At 47.3% G+C, this 17686-nt stretch carries 17 protein-coding genes; 3 read left to right on the top strand and 14 right to left on the bottom strand.

Annotation, left to right across the window (positions count from 1 at the left end; genetic code table 11):
* Positions 1–8: 8 nt before the first annotated feature.
* From ACGHCT_RS00475 to ACGHCT_RS00415, 13 genes are all read right to left on the bottom strand, one after another.
* Positions 9–1379, bottom strand: coding sequence for an alpha-amylase family glycosyl hydrolase (locus tag ACGHCT_RS00475; protein ID WP_390437562.1), 1371 nt, complete (start codon positions 1377–1379; stop codon positions 9–11).
* A 46-nt stretch (positions 1380–1425) separates the two neighbouring features.
* Positions 1426–2007, bottom strand: coding sequence for a TetR/AcrR family transcriptional regulator (locus ACGHCT_RS00470; protein ID WP_072854581.1), 582 nt, complete (start codon positions 2005–2007; stop codon positions 1426–1428).
* A 118-nt stretch (positions 2008–2125) separates the two neighbouring features.
* Positions 2126–2902 (bottom strand): TatD family hydrolase, encoded by a 777-nt coding sequence (locus ACGHCT_RS00465; protein WP_341443526.1) that lies wholly within the window; start codon positions 2900–2902, stop codon positions 2126–2128.
* A 40-nt stretch (positions 2903–2942) separates the two neighbouring features.
* Positions 2943–4103, bottom strand: a complete 1161-nt coding sequence (locus tag ACGHCT_RS00460; RefSeq protein ID WP_390437561.1) for an AI-2E family transporter — start codon at positions 4101–4103, stop codon at positions 2943–2945.
* Positions 4104–4137: 34 nt separating this feature from the next.
* On the bottom strand, positions 4138–6747 hold the full coding sequence (locus ACGHCT_RS00455) for a cation-translocating P-type ATPase (protein ID WP_390437560.1): 2610 nt from the start codon (positions 6745–6747) through the stop codon (positions 4138–4140).
* Between the two features lie 295 nt (positions 6748–7042).
* Positions 7043–7852 carry a tyrosine-protein phosphatase gene (locus ACGHCT_RS00450; RefSeq protein WP_390437559.1) on the bottom strand — a complete coding sequence of 270 codons (810 nt, stop codon included), beginning with the start codon at positions 7850–7852 and terminating at the stop codon, positions 7043–7045.
* A 16-nt stretch (positions 7853–7868) separates the two neighbouring features.
* Positions 7869–8762 (bottom strand): radical SAM protein, encoded by an 894-nt coding sequence (locus ACGHCT_RS00445; protein ID WP_072854577.1) that lies wholly within the window; start codon positions 8760–8762, stop codon positions 7869–7871.
* A 38-nt stretch (positions 8763–8800) separates the two neighbouring features.
* Positions 8801–9622: a MurR/RpiR family transcriptional regulator gene (locus ACGHCT_RS00440; protein WP_154257447.1), complete on the bottom strand. Its 822-nt coding sequence runs from the start codon at positions 9620–9622 to the stop codon at positions 8801–8803.
* Between the two features lie 10 nt (positions 9623–9632).
* Complete coding sequence (locus ACGHCT_RS00435; protein ID WP_072854592.1) at positions 9633–10517, bottom strand: ROK family protein; 885 nt, start codon at positions 10515–10517, stop codon at positions 9633–9635.
* Positions 10518–10635: 118 nt separating this feature from the next.
* A complete protein-coding gene (locus ACGHCT_RS00430) occupies positions 10636–11088 on the bottom strand; it encodes a YhcH/YjgK/YiaL family protein (RefSeq protein WP_390437557.1) in 453 nt (150 codons plus the stop codon).
* Between the two features lie 9 nt (positions 11089–11097).
* Complete coding sequence (locus ACGHCT_RS00425) at positions 11098–12597, bottom strand: sodium:solute symporter (protein ID WP_072854574.1); 1500 nt, start codon at positions 12595–12597, stop codon at positions 11098–11100.
* 20 nt (positions 12598–12617) lie between these two features.
* Positions 12618–13487, bottom strand: a complete 870-nt coding sequence (locus ACGHCT_RS00420; protein WP_390440105.1) for an N-acetylneuraminate lyase — start codon at positions 13485–13487, stop codon at positions 12618–12620.
* Between the two features lie 37 nt (positions 13488–13524).
* The gene (locus ACGHCT_RS00415) at positions 13525–14214 is read right to left on the bottom strand and encodes an N-acetylmannosamine-6-phosphate 2-epimerase (protein ID WP_390440103.1); all 690 of its coding nucleotides are present in this window, start codon (positions 14212–14214) and stop codon (positions 13525–13527) included.
* Between the two features lie 454 nt (positions 14215–14668).
* Here ACGHCT_RS00415 and sdaAB point away from each other — a divergent pair, with 454 nt between their 5' ends.
* Positions 14669–15331 carry an L-serine ammonia-lyase, iron-sulfur-dependent subunit beta gene (gene sdaAB / locus ACGHCT_RS00410; protein ID WP_072854590.1) on the top strand — a complete coding sequence of 221 codons (663 nt, stop codon included), beginning with the start codon at positions 14669–14671 and terminating at the stop codon, positions 15329–15331.
* A gap of 5 nt (positions 15332–15336) precedes the next feature.
* On the top strand, positions 15337–16203 hold the full coding sequence (gene sdaAA / locus ACGHCT_RS00405) for an L-serine ammonia-lyase, iron-sulfur-dependent, subunit alpha (protein WP_072854572.1): 867 nt from the start codon (positions 15337–15339) through the stop codon (positions 16201–16203).
* 82 nt (positions 16204–16285) lie between these two features.
* Here sdaAA and ACGHCT_RS00400 read toward each other — a convergent pair whose 3' ends face one another.
* On the bottom strand, positions 16286–16483 hold the full coding sequence (locus ACGHCT_RS00400; protein ID WP_072854571.1) for a hypothetical protein: 198 nt from the start codon (positions 16481–16483) through the stop codon (positions 16286–16288).
* Between the two features lie 420 nt (positions 16484–16903).
* On the opposite strand from ACGHCT_RS00400, the gene ACGHCT_RS00395 reads away from it, so the two are divergent.
* A complete protein-coding gene (locus ACGHCT_RS00395; protein WP_072854570.1) occupies positions 16904–17506 on the top strand; it encodes a recombinase family protein in 603 nt (200 codons plus the stop codon).
* Positions 17507–17686: the final 180 nt, after the last annotated feature.

Genomic DNA, 17686 nt, shown 5'->3' with positions numbered 1-17686 from the left:
TCCCAGACTTACTCTCCGGCCAGCCAGGTAATGAGAACACTCCCTGCTGCCTCCACAGTAATGCCAAGACTTCCGTTCTCCACCGGAATCTCTTCCTTGGTAACCGCATTCTGATACCTTCTCCCCCCGTCAGGGACAGGTATCCTTACCGGCGCTTCCTTTTCATCGTTGTTTACTGCAGCAATCAGCAGGTCCCCTTCCCATGTTCTGGAAAATGCATATTGCCGGTTGGTCAGCACCAGCTCACGATACTGCCCCAGGGCAAGACATGGATGCTCCTTATGGATACGGCCCAGGGTTCTCACCCATTCCAGGATCCGGGAGTCCCTGTTCTCCTCCAGCGCCTTCCCCAAATCCACCGCCGGGCGCAGAGGACCGTCGTCAGGCCCCTCTTTCTTTCCGGTAATCCCCCATTCCGATCCATAATAGACAGAAGGAATGCCGGGCAGTGTATAGAGAAGTGTATAGACTGGATGCAGATGGGCTTTGACGGTAAGTTTGCTGGCAATACGGTCTACATCATGGTTATCCACAAAGGAATAAAGCTTCATGCCCCTGTAGATCCCCCCGTTTTCATCAAATTCCCTCCGGATGGTATGGGCAATCTCAAAGTAATTGTGATCGTTATGACCGGAGTACAATCCCTTGTGCAGCTCATAATTAGTGACGCTGTGGAGCAAGTGCTGCCCGTCTCCTATATACCGGCTGTAATCCCCATGGATCACCTCGCCCATAAGCCAAAAATCTTCTTTTTTCTCCTGAGTTCTCCTGCGCATCTCCTCCATAAATGTAAACTCCAGACAGTCCGCACAGTCCAGCCGTATCCCGTCAATATCAAATGTTTCAATCCAGAAGTCTATCACCCCCAGGAGATACTCCCTTACTTCCGGCTCCCACGGGTTCAGATTCACAAGCTCAAAGCAGTTTCTCCAAGCCTCATAGGAAAAGCCGTCATTATAGGGGTTGTTTCCCCCAAAATTAATTCCCTTATACCAATTTTTATAGGGGGAACCCTCTCTCTTCTCCTGAATATCCCTGAAGGCAAAGAATTCCCGCCCCGTATGATTGAACACCCCGTCCACAACGATCCGGATCCCCAGCCTGTGCGCCTTTTCTACAAAACACCGGAAGTCTTCATTGTCCCCCAGTCTTCTGTCCACAAGCTTATAATCCTTTGTGTCATACCCGTGAGTGGATGACTCAAACAACGGCCCGATATACACAGCTGTACAGCCTATCTCCGCTATGTGGGGCAGCCACTCCGTAAGCTGTTTAAATCTGTGCACGGTCTCCTGCTCCCGGTTCTCCCTGGGAGCTCCTGTCATCCCGATAGGGTACATATGATAAAATACTGCCTCTTCATACCACTTTTTATTCATTCCCTGTTACCTCCTGCCTGTCTTTTTAGTATTATGGCTGATTTGCTTATGAAAATATGCCATACATGAACTGATGTACAATCTCATATGTGGCCTCATTGGTTATCTCAATTCTTCCGTCAGGGGCGGCATGCTCAGCCGCCATCATAATATGATGGTTCAAAACCCCGGTAAACCCAACAGCAAACTGCCTCTGCCTTCCTCTCATATTACCCAGCTGTGGCGCTGCATCCTCAAATATCTGTACAATTCTCTGGTAATACCTCTGAATATAAGGATAAACGGTCTGAAAGGCCTCATTCTCCCTGGCCGAATAAAACAGCGACAGCATCAGCAGGTAAAACTTCCTGTTGGATGCCGTATAATCAAAGAAGGATCTGGCTACATGATACAGGGTGTCTGACAGTGAATCCCGGTGGGAGCAGGCCGCTGCAAGGGACTCCTCAATGTTCCTGTATCCTTTATCCAGCAAGCTCTCCAAAAGCCCCTTTTTACTGCCAAAATAATAATATAACGTGGGTTTCGTCACCCCGGATTTGTCAACAATCTCCTGGACCCCTACGGCGTCATAGCCTTTGGAATAAAAAAGATCCAGGGCAACCTGCATCAGCATATCTCTGTTATCCATAGCAGCATCTCCTTTATGTGATTCTATTATACCAATCGGTATAGAGATTGTAAACACATTTTCCCGGGATTACAGCAAATGGAAAATGGAGATGCCGGCAGCGACATCCCCATCCATATTATATGCCAAACAGCCGTCTGGCGTTCTCCGCTGTGGTCTCCACCACAGTCTCATAGCTGACCCCCTTTATCCTGGCAATCTCCCGGGCAACAAACGTCAGATAGGACGAATTATTCCTCTCCCCCCGGTGGGGCTCAGGAGCCAGATACGGACAGTCCGTTTCCAGCAGAATGTAATCCAAAGGGGCATAGGCTGCAATCTCCTTCAGCTTCTTTGCATTGGCAAAGGTGGCAACTCCCCCGATGCCAAGTAAGTACCCCATGTTCATATACTCTCTGGCATGCTCTTTGGAGTACGAGTAACAGTGAATCACACCCGTAAGGGCATCCGCACGCTCAGACTTCATAATATCAAGGGTGTCCCTGGCTGCGTCACGGCTGTGCACAATTATGGGAAATCCAACTTCTTTGGCCAGGTCCATCTGGCGGACAAACCAGTGCTTCTGCACCTCATGGTTTTCTTTGTTCCAGTAATAGTCAAGCCCAATCTCTCCTATGGCCACTGTCTTCTCCTCCATACAGAGGCTCCTCAGCCATATCATCTGCGTCTCATCCAGATCGCCCACTTCGTCGGGATGCACCCCCACCGCCCCGTAGATAAAAGAGTATTTCTTCATGAGCTTTACGGTATCTCTGACGCCGCGCAGACTGGCTCCTACATTTATAATTGTGCCTACTCCCAGCTTTGCCATGGATTCCAGCAGTTCATCCCTGTCTGGTTCAAATGCCTCGTCGTCATAATGGGCATGGCTGTCAAATATCATTGGACGTTCCATCGCTTCTCTCGTTCTCCTTCCGGCTTCTTATGTTCTTCTGTCATTCTATCTGTTCCAGGGGTATGTTTTTCTTTTTCAGCCTTTGGTAAACCCACCCTCGAAAGAGGGTATAAACCACAGAACTGAGCGGGATAAATACAAGCATCCCCACGATGCCCATAAGGCTGCCGCCCAGAGTAACGGCTACCAGCACCCAGATGGAGGGAAGCCCCACAGACCCGCCCACCACATGAGGGTAAATCAGATTTCCCTCAATCTGCTGGAGAATCAGGAACATGGCAATAAACCCAATGGCCTTTACCGGACTTACCATTAGTATCAGAAACGCCCCGATCACACACCCGATAAATGCTCCAAAAATAGGGATTAAGGCTGTAAATGCTATCAAAACTCCAACCAGCAGTGCGTACGGGAACCGGAAAATAGTCATTGTGATAAAAAACATGGTTCCCAGAATCACTGCCTCCACACACTGTCCCGTGAGGAAATTGGAAAAGGTCTTATAGGACAGAGAGCAGACATTGGTCAGCACCTCTACATGCTCCTTTTTTAAAAAAGCGTACATAATCTTTTTCACCTGCCTGCTCAGTTTCTCCTTCTGCAGAAGAATATAACAGGCAAATACAAACGCGATAAAGAAGTTGGCCAGACCGCTGATAATGGTCTTTGCTGCTGAAAAGGTAGAGTTCAGCACACTTCCCGCACCGTTCTTAAAGAAATCAATGCCGGTCTGAATCATCTGGTCCCAATTAAACTCCAGGCTGTTGATCCACCCCACAATTTCCTGATTGTCCTGAAACAGTTTTCCCCCCCAATTCTGAAGGTTAACCGCAAAATTCTGAAGGCTGGTTCCCAGACTCATAATAGTGGTGCCCAGCTGGGGAACTACCACAAACATCACCAGCACTACAACCCCGATTACGATACACATGGTGAGAATCAGACTGACCGGGCGGGCCAGCCTTCTTACCGCAGAATTCCCTTTCCACTTCCTCTCTTGGAACAGGTGCTTTTCCAGAAAGTGCATGGGTACATTCAGCACAAAGGCTACCGCCGCTCCCAGCGCAAACGGAAAGATAATGTTCAGCAGGAACCGGGCTGCATTGATAATTACTCCAAAATTCTGGAGCCCCACCAGGATCAAAATGGTGAATATAATCAGTCCTCTTAGTTTTTTTATATTTTCTTTACCTAAATCCATAGATTCACCTAATACTTTCTACCCCTATCCGCTGTCAGATGCCCAGCTTGCCGCGCACCCATTTTAAAAACTGGATCACCGGAAGATTCAAAAATGCCAGACCATATACGGTAAACAGCTGTGTCAGAGTAAGTGTCTGTACCTTAAAAATCCCGTGAAGTCCTGGGATCATTAATACACAGGTCATAAGAAACAGGCCGATAAAAAATGCCCCGAATAAATATTTATTGTTAAAAAATCTTTTGGTAAACAAAAGCGGCCGATCCGACTTACAGTTATATCCATGGAAAAGCCGGGAAATACACAGAGTGCCGAATGCCATGGTGCTGGCCAGCAGCGCGTCCCCGTTCTGATAGCCAATGTAAAATCCTATCATGGTCATAATGCCGATGCAGAGTCCTTCCAGCCCAATCTTGGATAAGAAATCCTTTGTCAGGATTGACTCGTTCATGGGCCTTGGTTTTTCATCCATCACCTCGCTGGAATGAGGCTCAAGTCCCAGTGCAATTGCCGGAAGACTGTCCGTAAGCAGGTTGATAAACAGCAGGTGCACCGGAGCAAAGGGCACGGGAAGCGCCATAATAGAAGCGTACAGGACCGCCAGTATGGCCCCGAAGTTTCCGGAAAGAAGAAATTGAATGGAGTTTTTTATGTTCTTGTATACATTTCTTCCATTTTCCACTGCCTTAATAATAGTGGCAAAGTTATCATCCGTCAATACCATAGACGCGGCATCCTTGGAAACTTCGCTTCCTGTAATCCCCATTGCCACGCCAATATCCGCCTGCTTCAGTGCAGGAGCATCGTTCACGCCGTCTCCGGTCATGGCCACAATATTCCCCTTTTCCTGCCATGCACGGACAATCCGTATCTTATGTTCCGGGGATACCCTGGCATATACCGATATGCCCTCAACAAAATCCTTCAGCTGTTCATCGTCCATAGTTTCAATCACAGCCCCCTCGCAGGCCTCTCTTTCTTCCTTCAGAATCCCGATCCGCTTTGCTATGGCCGCCGCTGTAACCCTGTGATCGCCGGTGATCATAATAGGTTTAATTCCCGCCCGGATACATTCTGAAACAGCCTGCGCAGACTCTTCCCTGGGGGGATCCATCATGGAGATCAGTCCGATAAATGTAAGGTCTTTTTCATCTTCCAACGTCAGGGGACGGCCCTCCTCAAGCTGCTTGCACGCAAATGCCAGCACTCTCAGTCCCCCTCTGGAGAATTCCTGGTTCTGGGCTTCTATGGCCTTTCTGTCTTCCGGTGTGAAGGGCTGTATACCGCCGTCCTTCAGAATATGTGTCATTCTGTCCAGAAGGACATCCACAGCACCTTTAGTCACCATGGTATATCCGTCCTCCAGCATATGTGCAGTTGACATAAGTTTTCTGTCGCTGTCAAAAGGAATTTCATCTGTCCTGGGGTACTGCTCTCTCACAGAAGACGCAGTCACTCCAAGCTTATCTCCTATATTAATCAAGGCTGTCTCCGTGGGATCTCCGATCTCCTGGCCATTGATATTGGTAGAATCATTGCACAGAATACTGTATTTCAGCAGCCGGTACTGCATACCGTCATTGCAGTCAATATTTTCTGCAGAGATTCTGGTCTCGTCGGTATAGTAATCCTCCACAGTCATTTTATTCTGGGTCAGTGTACCGGTTTTGTCGGAACAGATAATAGAGACACTTCCCAGTCCCTCCACCGCCTGCAGTTTTCTGATAATGGCGTGTTCCCGGGCCATCTTCTGGGTCCCGAAGGACAACACGATAGTTACAATAGAGCTCAGAGCCTCAGGTATGGCCGCAACTGCCAGCGCCACTGCGAATAAAAATGCATTTCCTATGGATTCCCCCCTGAATACACTGATGCCGAATAAAATTCCGCAGAACACCAAAATCAGAATGGATAATTTCTGTCCGAATTTATCCAGATTTATCTGCAGAGGCGTCTTTTTCTCTGACGTACTTTTCAGCAGAGACGCTATCTTCCCTACTTCCGTATTCATTCCAACACCGGTTACCAGGTAGGTGCCTCTGCCGTAGGTGACAAAGCTTCCGGAGAATACCATATTGGTCTGATCCCCAAGGGGCCTATCCCCTTCCAGCTTTGTATGCGTTTTTTCTACCCCCAGGCTCTCCCCGGTGAGTGCGCTCTCATCAATCTTCAGACTGGCATTCTCCAGGATTCTTCCGTCGGCAGGCACACAGTCGCCGGCCTCCAGCAGTACCTCATCACCCACCGTAATCTCTGATGAGGGAATTTTTACAACGTTCCCGCTTCTGCGCACCTTTGCCTCCGGCCCGGAAAGCTTTTTCAGGCTGTTTAGAGACTGCTCCGCCTTTACTGTCTGTACGGTTCCCAAAATTGCATTGATGGTTATAACCACCAGAATGACAATCGCACTCTCTGCGTCCCCTAAAAAACCTGATACCGTAGCTGCGATTATCAGGATAATAACAAGGAAATCTTTAAACTGTTCCAGAAAAATCTGAGGCACTGTCTTTTTCTTTCCCTCGGCAAGCTCATTGGGACCGTATTTTTCCTGGTGTTCCTTTACCTGGGCATCTGTGAGAGGCTTCAGCCCGCCGTTTATCTCCTTGCGGACCTCTGATTTTGCCATTTGATAATACTTCTTCATTCCAATCCCTCCACTTTGAATTGTTCTTTGGTTAGGTATATTTTCCCCTTCCCAGGGGGAGTTTACACAACTGATTTTCTGTAAACGCAAAAAAGAGACTCTTATTGCACAAATCAGTCATGCAATAAAAGTCTCGCTGTTTCATTACGATACGGACGGAATCTGCTTCCATCGAGATTGACGACACCGCACACGCCCGGTTTTCAGGCATCAGCTACTCCCTTTTACTAAATTCTACTATAAAAGAACCGGATGCGATTGTCAATGGAAACCTCATTAAAAAAGCGTAAAATTTTTATTCTGTCAGATACCTGTGACATAACTCCATGCGCCGCTCCCTGTTCAGGCCCATCTGGTTCTCCAGAAATTCCTTCAGAGAGCCGTACACCCGATCTATAGTCTGAAATACAGATTCCAGATATCCCCTTTCCACTCCGTTCAGCACCCGGAGAGTGTGAAACACTACCGGATCTGTGGTAAACCCGGAAACCATTTCCTGCATCCTCCGGGTCTCAGGCTCTATGTAGGTATTTGTCAGCATATAGTCCTGCAGTATGGTCTCCCTGTCTACATTCAGAGCGCTCAAAAGCAGAGCGGTACCAGTACCCACCCGGTCTTTTCCCGCCGTACAGTGCCAGAGCACCGCCCCCTCCTCCTGCTCCAGCAATATCTCAAAAAACCTCCGGTAATGGTATACGGATTCCTCATTGGTAACCAGCTGGGGATAAATATCCTCCCCGAACGCCATTGGGTTATCCTGTATCCTCCGGGTATACTCCATCAGCATATTCATAAAACTCTTTGCATTATTCTCCTCTTCCCTGGTAATTCCCATCTGGGCCTCTGTGAGGATCGGGTTATGTATAAAAGTGACTCCTTCTATGGGGGGATCCGGCTTCTGGTCCATCTCCGCCCTTGTCCTGAAGTCAACTACTGTCTTCATCTGGTACTCATCCGTCAGCTTGCGGATATCCCTGTCCGTTGCCCGCTCCAGCGTCCCGCTGCGAAGCAGCCGTTTCGGACGGATCTTCTTTCCCTCCTGTGTCCGGTATCCCCCCAGATCTCTGGTATTATACAGATTCTCTAATTCTATTCTCGTTTCCATTGCGTCCTCCTGGCATCTAAAAGTCAAATAAGCTCAGCTGCGTCACTTCATAACTCCGCTTGTAAAAATGTATAATATCCTTCATCTCATAAAGAATTCCATACCTTTCACACCGGCTTTGAAAATGCTTCCAGAGCTTTGCCGCCTGAGGGCTTCTGCATTCATAGCGGTTCCCATATCTCTTAATATACCGCTCTGCCAGCCCTTCTCCGGGAAAAAGCTCTTCTATCTTCTTATAATACCATTCTCTCTGGCTGTCCCGCAAGGTCATACCGAAAGCCGGATAGATAAAACAGGCCCCTGCCTCGTGAGCCCGTTCCACAATCTCCAGCACATTCTCCACACTGTCCTCCAAAAACGGGAGTACAGGCATTAGCAGGATGCCGGCGGGAATTCCGCAGTCCCTCAGCCCCGCCAGCATCTCAAACCTCTGAGAAGACAGGGAAACACCCGGCTCTATCTTCCGGCACAGTGCATCGTCCGCCGTTGTAATCGTTACCTTGCACAGCACCGGCGAATGTTCCTGAATCTGCTTTATGACATCCGTATCCCGCAGAAGAAGCGCACTTTTAGTCGCAATTGTAATTCCAAATTCAAACGCGTCTATCAGTTCCAGGGCATGCCGGGTAAGATTAAGCTTCTCCTCAAAAGGGTTATAGGGATCGCTCATAGAACCGGTCCCCACCACCCCCTTTTTTGTCTTTCTCCTCAGATCATCCCGTATAATCCGAAGAGCATCTTCCTTCGCCCGCACCCGGTCAAAGTCCTCTACCCGATAACAGTCTGAGCGGCTGTCACAGTAGATGCACCCGTGACAGCACCCCTTATAAATGTTCATCGTATAATCGTTCCCGAACCAGGCAGAGCTTTTATTCTTCGTTACAATTGTTTTCGCAGGAATATATTCCATCTACATATCCTCATTTCCGGTACGGCAGGTGCTTCCGCTTACCGTCCCCCATATAAAATATCCATCGTATAGTCATGCAGCGCCTCTTTATGAAACGTATCCAGCTCCATAAACCTGGAATAAAAGATATCTACCATAATCAGAATAGGGAACTGGGGCGATATGGCCTTCCCGTTTTCCAGATGCTCTTTCACTGCAAAGAGCAGAATCTCATCACAGAATTCCTGAAACTCTTTCTCCCGTCTGGAGGTCATCAAAATGGTGGTAGCCCCTCTCGTCTTTGCCGCACGGAGAGAAGTCATAACCTCCTGGGTTCTGCCGCTGATACTGATAGCGATTACCGCACAGTCCTCATCCAGAAGGACAGAATTCATCTTCATAATATGGCTGTCTGTGATAGACTCCATATTCACCCCGATACGCATAAACCTCAGCTTCATCTCCTGAGCTACGAGGCCGGAGCTTCCTCTCCCATATACATAGACCCTCTTCTTTGTAGAGAGGATATGGACGATCCGATCCAGCTGCTGTTCATCCAGCAGGGCATAGCTTTTTGTCAGAAGTTCCTGGTAGGTGTTCAGGACCTGCTTGGCAGAATCATCGGTAATCACAGGCTGATTCTCGCCGAATCCCTGCTGGTAACGAAACAGAAACTCCCGATACCCTTTAAACCCGCATTTTTTCGCGAAGCGGGAAAGGGATGCTTCTGAGACATAAAGCTGCCGTGAAATATTTTTGGAGGAAAAATCTATAGCCTGCGTGTTATGAATAAAAAAATCAGCTATGGTTTTTTCTATGGGTGTAAAGCTGTTATACATAGACTCAATGAGCGGAATGATGGTTTTCTCATATTGATCCATAGAAGACTCCTTACTTGTGCTTTGCACAAAAATGATAGAACGCCCCCAGCATTCCGGCCTGATTCTGGTTCTCCGCAAAGGCAAGCTTTGTTTTAGAAGCCACCGCGGGAATCAGATACCGGTGAAGGGCTTCTTTTATTCTATCATATAAATACTCTCTTTGGGCCATAATTCCTCCGCCCAGAACTACCATTTCGGGATTGATCACATAGCATATGTTTGCAATTCCCTTTCCCAGCACATCTGCCATCTCATCAATGGCCTGTATGCAGTCCGGATCGCCCTGCTTTGCCATATCAAACACCCGTTTGCCGTTTACTTCTTCCAAGGACAAACCCTTTCTCGCCGCCACCTTTTTCACCAGAATGCTGCTGGCTCCCAACTCCTGAAATGTGCTCCCATCCATGCTCATATATCCCACTTCACATGCGCTGTTGGAAATTCCGTGGAGCACCTGACCGTTCAGGATAATGGCGCCCCCGATACCCGTCCCGATGGTAAGGCACAGGCTGCTGCTGGTCCCTCTGGCGGCACCTGCGAAGGTCTCTGCCAGACCCGCGCAGTTTACATCATTCTCCACCTCACAGGGAATATAAAACGTTTCTTCCATGGTCTTTTTGATCTGTGTGCCGGTATACCCGGGGATCAGGGGGGCGGCATGGATAATCTCCCCCTTCTCACAGTCTACCATTCCGGCGGTAGAAACACAGATCCCGGCGGCGTTGCCTTTGGACAGATAGTTCTGGGCAATCTCCACCGCCTTTCCAAGGACTGCAGGCCCGCCCATAAAGGCTTCCGTAGGCCGCTCCCCGGTATCCAAAAATTCTCCTTCACGGCTGATCAGCCCATATTTAATTGATGTTCCTCCTATATCAATACATATATATTGCTTCATGACATCCTCCGATTCTGATAATATGGCAATAGGGAGTGCCGCAAACATGCCGTCAGCGGTACTCCCTGATTCAGGCACATCAGTGTGTACCTGCCGTCTATGGGGAAGACGGATGGTCTTATTTTATTTTAATCTTGAAGATAGCTTTTTTAATAACAACAGGATCCCCAGCCGCAATGGCTGTTCTGTGCCCGTCCTTAGGATAGCAGATGAGAAAATCTTTGTCCGTGAGAACCACATGGGCATTTTCAGGGCCCTCCAGGGGAAGAAAATCATCTTTTTCTACAAATTCCTTCTGCTCCATATTGTCAATGAAGTTCAGGTCAATCTGCTCCTTCCCTCTCAGCATAAGGTGAAGGTCCAGATAATTCCTGTGAGCTTCCCAAAAGCGGTTTTCCCTGGCTGTTGTCTCATATTCCACAATATTCACAAACAGGTCATCGCCGTCGATTGTATGGCTCCCCTTTTCATATCCTATGAGGTCATGATCCTTCGCGTAGGCAAAGCAGCGCTTAATCTCTTCCGGAAGAAAGTTATAATCTTCCAAATCTTTTACATTTCCAAATATCATAACTGCCTCCTAATTTTTAAAGACGGTGGAATTGGCAACCGGTACCGAAGTATCCCCCTTGATTTTTCTGGAAATATAGCTTACAGGCACTCCGATAATCAGGGAAAGGGCAATGGAGATAATGGAGTATGACCAGATAGAAACCCCGGGCATGGTATACTTAATAATTACCATAACGACAGCAGACACTCCAAAGGCAACAAATGCGCCTGTAGTATTGGCAACCTTGGTAAATACACCCAGCACAAAGGTACCGCCCAGTACACCAAGCACAAGGCCCATAAACCCGTTGAACCATTCATACGCGGACTTAATCTCACCATTTGCCAGTACCATAGAAACCAGAATGGCTACAATGCCCACTCCCAGTGATACATACTGTGCAATCTTGGTCTGCTTTTCGAAGCTCATTTCCTTTTTGGATAAACGTTCCTGAATATCCATGGTCCAGCTGGTGGCGACCGAATTCAGCCCTGTGGAAAGAGTGGACTGGGATGCGGCATAGATAGCTGCGAGCAGGAGTCCTGTGATTCCCACGGGAAGCTGGTATGCGATAAAGGATGCAAAAATCTGATCCTGCTGTGCAGTCTGAGCCAGCGCCGGATTCTGTCCGTAAAATACGTATAAGCCAGTTCCGATTAAGTAGAATACAGTGGCGATAAAGATAGAAAGCGCACCGTTGGTAAGCATCATTTTATTCAGCTGCTTGGTATCTGTGGTGGTTGTAAAGCGCTGCACAATATCCTGGCTTGAGATATAGGAGGAACAGGTGTTAAAGCCTGCGCCCACAATCAGCAGAAATACACTGTTTTTCATAATACTTGGAGAGAAGATAGGTTCATCCGGTGTAAGAAACTTACCCTGGCCGAAAGCATCAAAGATTGCTCCAAACCCTCCGTTGATTTTGCATACCAGAAAAACCAGAGCGAAGGTTACACCTACCAGAAGAACGCTTCCCTGTATAAAATCTGTCCAAAGCACGGACTTCAGGCCGCCTGTGTAAGAGTAAATAATAGCAATCACGCCCATCACAATAATCAGAATATTTACATTGATTCCCGTAAGGTTCGCAAGTACCATGGAAGGAAGATACATGATGATGGACATACGTCCTATCTGGTATACAATAAACATGACCGCCCCGAGAATACGCAGGCTCTTGCTGCCAAAGCGAAGCTCCAGATAATGGTAGGCCGTATCAATGTTCAGCTTGCTGTATATAGGTAAGAAAAACTTTATGGTAATGGGGATAGCCACAAGCATACCCAGCTGTGCAAACCAGAGAATCCAGGATCCTGCATAGGAGTTTCCTGCCAGTGACAGGAAGGAAATCGGACTCAGCAAAGTTGCGAAAATTGATACACTGGTTACCCACCAGGGGATCGTCCCATCCCCGTGGAAGAACTCTTTTCCCTTCATTTCCTTTTTAGAAAAATGCAGACCTGCGAACAGCACGGCAGCCAGGTATACAATAAGTATAATCAAATCAATAACGGTAAAACCCTGCATTACGGTACCTCCTATCGGAATTATCCAAGATAATTATCAAAGATTTCTTTGGCAACAGCCTTCTGTCCCTCGTCGGCGCTTGCCATGGGTCTGTGGCAGTATCCTGCGTCTACTCCCTGGAGTTTTAACAGCTCCTTAATGGTTGGATACAGGCCGTTCGCCAGAATTGCAGAAATCAGGTCGTTCGTTACGTGCTGAATCTTCAGGGCCTCCTCTATCTTTCCGGCCTGGGCCAGTTCATAAATCTGTCTGGCACGGATACCGTTTACATTGAAGGTAGATCCGATGGCACCGTCGATTCCGCAGACTGCGGCAGGAAGCATCATCTCATCAAAGCCTGCATAGATTAAGTGGTCAGGATATGCCTTTCTGAGTCTCTCAAGCAGGAAGAAGTCTGCCGCGGTAAACTTAACACCGATGATTTTTTCATTTTCAAATAATTCCCCGAACTGGGCTACACTCATATTAACTCCGGTAAGCGCCGGGATAGAGTAAATAATCAGGCGGTTCTCCACGCTGTTAATAATTGTGTTATAGTAATCTTTAATCTCCTGGAAGGTAAACTTATAATAGAAAGGCGTTACCGCAGAAATAGCATCATACCCAAGCTCGGTGGCGTATTGGGCCAGCGCAACTGATTCATATACGTTAATGGAACCTACCTGGGCAATCAGCTTGATACTGTCCTTTGCTTCCTCCTTTGCAATGCGGAAGATCTCTCTTTTTTCCTCTGTGGAGAGCATAAAGTTCTCACCGGTGCTCCCTCCCACATAAAGGCCGTCCACTTTCATTTTATCAATATTATGCCGGATAATTTCTCTGAGGCCCTTTTCGTTTACTTTGCCGTTCTCGTCAAAAGAAACAAGCAATGCACTATAGATACCTTTCATGTCTGCGTTTTTCTTCATAATCGTTCTCCTTTTTCTTTTATTTATCCAGTGCTTCTGCAAAGGATTTGGTGATAAGCTGCGGTCTTGTAATAATAGAGCCCACAACAACGCTGTAGCAGCCCAGGTCTATGACTCTTCTGACTTTTTCCGGTGTGTTAATATTCCCTTCTGCGATAACTTTATGTGTCACCTTTGACAGAATGGTGCGGATTATCTCAAAGTCATCCTCTTCTATTTTGTTGCCCTGGCTCTGAGGTGTATAACCCACCAGTGTTGTTCCTATAAAATCGAAGCCCAGCTGATCTGCATGGAGCGCCTCTTCAACAGTTGAACAGTCAGCCATCAGAAGTTGGTCCGGATATTTTTTTCGGATCTCATGATAGAAATCATCCAGTGTCAACTGGCCGGGCCGGAGGCTTTCAGTTGCATCCAGGGCGATAACCTCAGGTTTTACCTCCATGAGCTCATCCACTTCTTTCATAGTGGGTGTGATATAAACAGCGCTGTCCTCATAATCTCTCTTCACAATGCCGATAATCGGAAGATCTACATTTTTCTGAATTTCAGCGATATCTTCCCTGGTGTTCGCGCGGATCCCAAAGGCCCCCCCTTCTTTTGCGGCAAGTGCCATACGTCCCATGATAAATGAGGAATGCAGCGGTTCATGGGGCAATGCCTGGCAGGATACAATCAAATGTCCCTGCAGCGATTCAATGCGTGGATTCATGGTATCATCAAACTCCCTTCGTTCATATTCTCGTTCTCTGTTTGTAAGCCCATTATAATTCTTTGTGAAATTCATTTCAACAGATTTTAGTTTATGGAAAATACTTTCACCCAAAACGGAAAAATGCATAACCCAGAGTCAGTATGCCCTAAAATATAACCGTTAAAGTGCACAAATTATGAAAGTATTTTCAAATACATCAGTCAGTTTGAAACTAAAATATAATTCACAATCCAAAACCGGCAGGAGGCATTCACAAAATATAACGCTTTGGAGCAAATCCCATCTTTTTTACGTCCCTTCCCAGAATAAATAGTTTTCTGTTGCTTATCATCGTTTTTTGTAGTATAGTGATCTCATCCAAAGAAGGAATGACCGGAGGGCATCATTGAATTTCTTTGGATTTTTTGTTATTTATAAGAATAATCGGGCACATAAGGAGAATGATAATTATATGAATATATTTGATATTTTAGGGCCTGTCATGGTAGGCCCATCCAGTTCTCACACTGCAGGTGCAGTCAGAATCGGCTTACTTACCAAAACTTTACTGGGCAGCCGTCCCATTAAGGCCGAAATCGGCCTGCACGGCTCTTTTGGAGATACCGGAAAGGGGCATGGCACGGACCGGGCGATAGTGGCAGGACTTCTGGGTATGAAGCCGGATGATACCAGGATACCGGACAGCTTTTCCATCGCGGAGGAGGAAGGTCTTAGCTTTACAATCGGAACCGCCCACATTCCCGGAGCGCATCCCAATACGGCTCTCCTTAAGGTAGAAGGGGAAAATAAAAACCTGCTGGAGGTTCAGGCTTCTTCACTGGGCGGCGGCAGAATTATGATTAATAAACTGGACGGCATCACCGTAAACTGCACCGGTGAATGCCCTACGCTCATCGTACACAACCTGGACCAGCCGGGACACGTGGCAGAAGTTACCTCTACCCTTGCCCACAAGTCGGTAAATATTGCTACCATGCAGCTTTACCGGGATAAGAGAGGCGGATATGCAGTTATGGTGGTGGAAACCGATCAGCCGGTCCCAGTGGATGCTGTCAAATGGCTGGAGCATCTGGAGGGTGTAATTAAAGTGACTTATATAAACGGGGAGGAATAAATCGTATGGCATACCAATCACTGGAAGACATTATAAATCTCTGCGAAGAAAAGGACATTCCCTTCTGGGAAGCCGTTCTCCAGGATGATATAAATGAAAGAACCATACCTGTGGAAGAATCTTATGATAAAATGAGAGAAATGTGGCACGCAATGCTCAGAGCCAGCGAAGGTTACCAGAAAGAGCTGATGTCCCGCAGCGGTCTGGTAGGGGGAATGGGCGGAAAGATGGAAGCGTACCGGCAGTCCGGGCAGACCCTTTGCGGAGATTTTATGTCCCGGGTTATTGTTCAGGCACTTGAAATGGGTGAGTCCAATGCCTGCATGAAACGGATTGTGGCAGCACCCACCGCGGGAGCCTGCGGTGTCCTGCCTGCCGTGTTGGTCCCCCTCTATCAGGAGGGAAAGGCGCCGGAGGATAGAATGATAGAAGCCCTCTATGTAGCCGCAGGCATCGGGCAGGTAATTGCCGCCAGGGCCTTTATCGCCGGGGCGTCCGGGGGATGCCAGGCAGAGATCGGATCAGCCTCCGCCATGGCCGCCGGCGCTCTGGTGTACCTGAAAGGCGGCTCCAACCGGCAGATCGTACACGGTGCGGCTATGGCACTGAAAAATCTTTTGGGATTGGTCTGCGACCCGGTAGCCGGTCTGGTAGAAGTACCCTGTGTCAAAAGAAATGTCATCGGAGCCGTAAACGGGCTTTCCTGTGCCGATATGGCGCTGGCGGGAATCGAAAGCAGAATCCCCCCGGATCAGGTAATCGATGCTATGAGAGAGGTGGGGGAAAAAATGGATGAGTCTCTGAAAGAAACCGGCAAGGGGGGCATAGCCAATACCCCTGCTGGCAGGGAAGTATGGGAAAAAGTTCTTTAAATTCTAAGGTGGTACCAGATGTGTCTTCAGCAGCTGGTACCATTTTTATATACCTGCAAAGTATTCCCGGTATGGGATCTTACTATCTTACCTTCAGGTACATCATAAATCTGGAAGCGCCTCTGGAACCACACACAATATTCTTCACCTGTCCGCAGCAGCTGCAGACCTGAGGAAACTGCAGAATAACCACATCTTTTCTTCTGAGATTCATATGATATGTCTCATTCAGGCAGCTGCGGCAATAGTTCAAATCAATTAGTTTTTTACTAACATGCATATATATCCCTTCCTTTTCAGATTATATTTATTTCTACTGTGTTTTAACTTTCTTTTGCTGATATTATTTTAGTACATGGGTAAAATAATAATATAGGAACAATTGAATGAAAAAGTAGAATTTTTCGTTCAATTGTGCTATAGTAAATACACATTAAATCCATTGTTAAAACTGGTAAATATTGCGGATTTACTGTCAAATTCTTATAGAACTGTGCCGCAAATATTGCCGCGGGAAAAGAACGGTAAATTCTACCATTTCTTTCGCCCGGGCATTTGTTTGTCTGGAAGGAGTTTTTCTGAGATTGCCATTCTCCGGTTTACATCTGAGATGGCAATTTTTTACTTACATCCAGATTTTGCACATATTACAGAAACAGTTGCTCGAGATATCAGTAAAATCAAAATAGGAGGTTTTTCAGTGGAAGTATACGGTTATATCAGAGTTTCAAGCAAGGAGCAAAATATAGACCGGCAGGTTTTGGCTCTGAGGGAATTTCCCGTTCAGGATCAGAAGATGTTTATCGATAAACTAAGCGGCAAGGACTTTCAGCGGCCGGCCTATCAAAAAATGATAAATACCCTTAAGACAAAAGATCTGGTGGTTGTAAAAAGCATTGACCGGCTGGGACGTAATTATAATGAAATATTAGAACAATGGCGTATTCTTACAAAGGTGATAGCGGCAGATATTGTGGTTTTGGATATGCCCCTTCTGGACACCCGTGCAAAGGGAAACGATTTGACGGGAACCTTTATCGCAGATCTGGTCCTGCAGATCTTAAGCTATGTGGCACAGACAGAGAGGGAAAGCATCCGCAGACGGCAGATGGAAGGAATTGCCGCAGCCAAATACAGGGGCGTCAAATTCGGCCGCCCTTCCAAGCCCGTTCCGGATAACTTTCATGAAGTAAAAAGCCTCTGGACACAGGGTTTTATCAGCTCCCGGGAGGGGGCCCGCCGTCTGCAGGTATCCCAGGATACCTTCCTGCGCTGGAGCCGCCGTCTGGATCTTCAGGAATAATTTTATCCCCCTTTACAAATCAGAAGAACCATGCTAACATAACTTTTAATAGGAAAACACGATGACGAAGAGAGTATGTTGTCCCCCTGCATTACAGAGAATTCCCGCAAGTCTGTTATCTTTTTATAGATGCATACAACGCTGAGAGGGATATGTAAGAGATCACTGAACATGGCTTCT

Source organism: Lactonifactor longoviformis, from assembly GCF_042848515.1.
Lineage (GTDB): Bacteria > Bacillota > Clostridia > Lachnospirales > Lachnospiraceae > Lactonifactor > Lactonifactor longoviformis.
The sequence above is the reverse complement of the archived record's forward strand: the minus strand, read 5'-3'. Positions and strand labels throughout refer to the sequence as shown.